Here is a 4,621-nt window from a genome sequence, read left to right on the forward strand (position 1 = left end):
CGACCGCCAGGCCCGCAGAGCCCGGGTCCGCCGCGGCGCGCCCGGTGTCCGGCCCGCCCGCGGGGCCGTTGGCGGCGCCTCCAAGGCCGCCGGACAGCACCTCCGACACGGAGCCGCCGGACAGCACCTCCGACACGGAGCCGTCGGACAGCGCCTCCGAGGCGGAGCCGCCGGCGCCTCCGATGGACCCGGAGCAGGCGCTGGCCGCCTTCCGGTGGCGGCTGGACCCGGAGACGCTGCGCGAGGAGGCGACCGATCCGGAGGAGCTGCGGGTGGTCCGCGACGGCCTCACCGCCAAGCTGGGCACCGCGCTCGACAACCGGAGTCGCGCCAGGCTGCTCAGCCTCCGCTCGGTGGCCTCGCGGATTCTCGGCGACCTGGACGACGCGCTGGCCGACGGTCGGCTCGCGGTCACGTACGCCGAGGCCACCGCCGAGTTGCGGCGGACCGCGCTGGCGCGTGCGCGGCTCGCCCAGGTGCTGCGCTGGCGGGGTGAGCACGCGGAGGCGGACCGGCTCTTCGCCGAGGCGAACTCCCCGGAGCTGCCCGACCGGTTGCGTGCGGCGCTGCACGAGCACGCCGGCCGGTCCTGCGTCGACCAGGGCCGGCTGATCGAGGCGTGCCACCACTTCGAGCGGGCGCTGGACCTGCGCCAGGGCGGGGACGCGGAGCTGATCGCGCGTACCGGAGTGGCGCTGGACGCGGTCCGGGAGCGGGCCGCGGCCGGCGGGTTCGGCCCGTGGCCGCGCGACCGCGACGTGATGCGGGGCGGCGAGCGGGCCCCGGCGCCCACCTTCGACGAGGAGCTGGAGCTCTGGGGCTACGCCGACGTCGACGGCAACCTGGTGATCGACCACCGGTACGCCGAGGTGCAGGCGTTCCGCGAGGGCATGGCCTGGGTACGCCGTCCGGAGGCGTCCCGGTGGGCGCTGATCGACACCTCCGGGGCCGCCCTGATCGAGGCGAACAACGGCTACCGGGCGGTGCGCTCCTTCTCCGACGGTCTGGCCTGGGTGTCGATGGACGGCAAGGCCAACTGGATGGCGGTCGACCCGACGAACATGGTGAAGATCCCGCCGGGCTTCGAGGACGTCCGCCCGTTCCGGGGCGGGCTGGCGGCGGTCCGCCGGGGCGGCTGGGGCGCGGTCGACCGGACCGGTCAGCTCGTCGTGCCGACCCGGTACCACGGCTTCCCCACCGCCCTGGCCGACGGCCGGTACGTGGACGGCTTCACCGAGGAGGGCCTGGCCGTGGTGGAGCTGGCCGGCCGCCGGGGCGTGGTGGACCGCACCGGCCGGGTGGTCGTCGAGCCGGCGTACCGGGCGCTGGTGATCCACCCGGTCGCCTTCCTGGTCGGCGACGGCGGCGGGCGCTGGGGCGCGCTGGACCGGCGCGGCGAGCTGCTGATCGACCCGGTGCATCCGAGCCGCGCGAGGTGGTCGCGGAGATCGACCAGCTGCTCGCGGACACCAGCCCGGTGCTCTGACGGGTGCCCCTCGGCACGCCGGGCAGCGCGGCCGGGTGACCCTGATCCGGCGGGGCTAGGGTCGGGGCATGGAATTCCGACACCTAGGCCGTTCCGGCCTGATGGTCAGCGAGATCTCGTACGGCAACTGGATCACCCACGGCTCCCAGGTCGAGGAGGACGCGGCGACCGCCTGCGTCCGGGCCGCCCTGGACACCGGCATCACCACCTTCGACACCGCCGACGTGTACGCCGGCACCAAGGCCGAGACGGTCCTCGGCCGGGCGCTCAAGGGCGAGCGCCGCGAGGGGCTGGAGATCTTCACCAAGGTCTTCTGGCCGACCGGCCCGGGCCGCAACGACCGCGGCCTGTCCCGCAAGCACATCATGGAGTCGATCGACGGCTCGCTGCGTCGGCTGCAGACCGACTACGTGGACCTCTACCAGGCCCACCGGTACGACTACAGCACGCCGCTGGAGGAGACGATGGAGGCCTTCGCCGACGTCGTGCACTCCGGCAAGGCGCACTACATCGGTGTCTCGGAGTGGAAGGCGTCGCAGCTCCGCGAGGCCCACCAGCTGGCCCGGGAGCTGCGCATCCCGCTGGTCTCCAACCAGCCGCAGTACTCGATGCTCTGGCGGGTCATCGAGACCGAGGTCATCCCCACCAGCGAGGAGCTGGGCGTCGGTCAGATCGTCTGGTCGCCGATGGCCCAGGGCGTGCTCTCCGGCAAGTACCTGCCGGGCCAGCCGCCGCCGGCCGGCTCCCGGGCCACCGACGAGAAGTCCGGCGCGGGCTTCATCGCCAAGTTCATGACCGACGAGGTGCTCACCCGGGTGCAGCGGCTCAAGCCCCTCGCGGAGCAGGCCGGGCTGACCATGCCGCAGCTCGCCATCGCCTGGGTGCTGCAGAACCCGAACGTCTCCTCGGCGATCGTCGGGGCGTCCCGCCCCGAGCAGGTGCACGACAACGTCAAGGCGGCCGGCGTGAAGCTCGACGCCGACCTGCTCAAGGCGATCGACGAGATCGTCGAGCCGATCACCGAGCGCGACGCGGCCAAGACCGAGTCCCCCGCCCAGCGCCCGTGAGCGCCGCCCGGTCCGGCCGGCCGCTGGCGCCGGCCGGACCGGGCCCGCTCAGCCCTGCCAGAAGCGGATCAGTTCGAAGCCGACCGAGTAGAAGGCGGGCGACACGCCGAGCACGTCGGCGACCGCGAAGACCGCGTCGAAGAACCAGCCGCCGATCCGCGGGCTCCACAGCAGCGCGAAGAGCAGGATGAAGCCGTACGGGGCGAACAGGTCGTACATCCGGCGGTACTGCGGGCTCAGCCACGGCTGGATCATGTTGCCGCCGTCCAGGCCGGGCACCGGCAGCAGGTTGAGCACGCTGGCGGTGAGCTGGAGGAACGCCAGCAGGCCCACCCCGGCCCAGAACTCCACCGAGCCGCCGTTGCCGAAACCGATCCGCAGGGCCGACACCAGCACCAGGGTGAACAGCACGTTGGTGGCCGGGCCGGCGAGGCTGACCAGGGTGTGCCGCAGCCGGCCGGGGATGGCGTGCCGGTCCACCCAGACCGCCCCGCCGGGCAGGCCGATGCCGCCGAGCAACACCACGATCACCGGCAGCACGATCGACAGCAGCGGGTGGGTGTACTTGAACGGGTTGAGCGTCAGGTAGCCCCGGTGGGCGATGTCCCGGTCCCCGAACCGGTACGCGACCAGCGCGTGGGCGTACTCGTGCAGGCAGAGTGAGACCAGCCAGCCGGAGACCACGAAGAGGAAGACGTCGAACCGGACGTTGCCGTACCGCTGCCAGGCCAGCACCCCGCTGGTCACGAAGAGCGCGACCAGGCCGAGGAAGACCGGGCTGGGCCGGAACGCCGCCCGGGGCACCCCGAGCACCAGCGGCTCGCCCGGCCGGTCGTAGCCCATCATTCGGTCGGGGGCAGCAGGCTCATCCGGTACTCCACCCGGTCGTCCTCGACGAGCGCGACGGAGGTGACGCCGGACGCCGCGAGCTCCCGCCAGGTCTGGCCGACCCACGACTCGGCGTCCGCCTGGCTCGCGAACGACTCCGTCGGCCCGTCCACCGACTTGCCGTCCGTGCCCTCGTACCGCCAGCTCCACGCCATGCCGCGTCTCCCCTCGCCGCCGTCGTCCCCCTGGGACGTAAACCTCCGCAAGCGTAGTCGGCCGGGCGCGGAACGGCCGGGCCCACCACCTACCGGTCGGGCCACCGGGTGGATCAACGGGATCGGCGGGGGCCGGTACGGTGACGCGGTGCTGACTCAAGGAGTGGTGCTCAGCGACCGCTATCTGCTGAGCGAACGCATCGCGACCGGTGGCATGGGGGCCGTCTGGCGGTGCACCGACACCCTGCTCGACCGGGAGGTCGCGGTGAAGGTGCTGCTGCCGTCGCTGGTCGCCGACCCGGAGTTCACCACCCGCTTCCACGCCGAGGCACGGATGATGGCCGCGCTGCGGCACCCCGGCATCGTGCAGGTGCACGACTTCGGCTCGGCGACGCTCGCCGACGGCAGCCAGGTCAGCTACCTGGTGATGGAGTACGTCGACGGCGAGCCGCTGGTGACCTGGGTCCGCCGCGCCGGCCGGCTCGACCCGGCCTCCACCATGTCGGTGGTGGCGCAGGCCGCCCAGGCGCTGCACGCCGCCCACCTCGCCGGGATCGTCCACCGGGACGTCAAGCCGGGCAACCTGCTGGTAAAGCGGGACGGCAGCGTGGTGCTGGTGGACTTCGGCATCGCCCGGTCCACCACGATGGCCGGGATCACCGCCGCCCACATGGTGCTCGGCACCGCCTCCTACATGTCGCCGGAGCAGGCGGCCGGCCAGCCGGTCTCACCGGCCACCGACGTGTACGCCCTCGGCGCCGTCGCCTACTACTGCCTCGCCGGTCGCCCGCCGTTCGAGGGGGAGAACCCGCTCCAGGTGGCGATGCGGCACGTCCAGGACGAGCCCGCGCCGCTGCCACCGGGCACCCCGCCCGCCGTGCTGGAGGTGGTCCGCCGGGCGTTGGAGAAGGGCCCCGCCGACCGGTACCCGGGCGCCGCCGCCATGGCCGAGGCCGCCCAGGACGCCCGCGACGCGACGCTGGCCAGCGTGCCGGTGCCGCCCCGGCCGCCGTGGGCCGTGCCGG

General features: G+C 73.7%; 4 protein-coding genes and 1 pseudogene. 3 read left to right on the forward strand and 2 right to left on the reverse strand.

Annotated elements, in window-relative coordinates:
* Together JNW87_RS40310 and JNW87_RS34990 are read left to right on the forward strand one after the other, a co-directional pair.
* Positions 1-1,486 (forward strand): annotated as a pseudogene (locus JNW87_RS40310) (WG repeat-containing protein); the annotation flags it as partial.
* 68 nt (positions 1,487-1,554) lie between these two features.
* A complete protein-coding gene (locus JNW87_RS34990; RefSeq protein WP_109805532.1) occupies positions 1,555-2,553 on the forward strand; it encodes an aldo/keto reductase family protein in 999 nt (332 codons plus the stop codon).
* Positions 2,554-2,601: 48 nt separating this feature from the next.
* Here the strand turns inward: JNW87_RS34990 and JNW87_RS34995 are convergent, their stop codons facing one another.
* A complete protein-coding gene (locus JNW87_RS34995; protein WP_109805533.1) occupies positions 2,602-3,399 on the reverse strand; it encodes a site-2 protease family protein in 798 nt (265 codons plus the stop codon).
* Positions 3,396-3,596 carry a hypothetical protein gene (locus JNW87_RS35000; protein WP_109805534.1) on the reverse strand — a complete coding sequence of 67 codons (201 nt, stop codon included), beginning with the start codon at positions 3,594-3,596 and terminating at the stop codon, positions 3,396-3,398. The genes JNW87_RS34995 and JNW87_RS35000 overlap by 4 nt, the downstream gene beginning before the upstream one ends.
* Positions 3,597-3,744: 148 nt before the next feature.
* Between JNW87_RS35000 and JNW87_RS35005 the strand changes: the two genes are divergently transcribed.
* The coding region (locus JNW87_RS35005; protein ID WP_238455167.1) for a serine/threonine-protein kinase at positions 3,745-4,621 on the forward strand (877 nt) is incomplete at its 3' end.

Source organism: Micromonospora sp. ATA51 (assembly GCF_016802855.1).
Taxonomy (GTDB): Bacteria; Actinomycetota; Actinomycetes; order Mycobacteriales; family Micromonosporaceae; genus Micromonospora; species Micromonospora sicca.

What these genes read in the sequence shown, in the direction of transcription:
- JNW87_RS35000 (WP_109805534.1), bottom strand. Translation starts at nt 3,596, where the DNA reads ATGGCGTGGAGCTGGCGGTACGAGGGCACGGACGGCAAGTCGGTGGAC.
- JNW87_RS34995 (WP_109805533.1), bottom strand. Translation starts at nt 3,399, where the DNA reads ATGATGGGCTACGACCGGCCGGGCGAGCCGCTGGTGCTCGGGGTGCCC.
- JNW87_RS34990 (WP_109805532.1), top strand. Translation starts at nt 1,555, where the DNA reads ATGGAATTCCGACACCTAGGCCGTTCCGGCCTGATGGTCAGCGAGATC.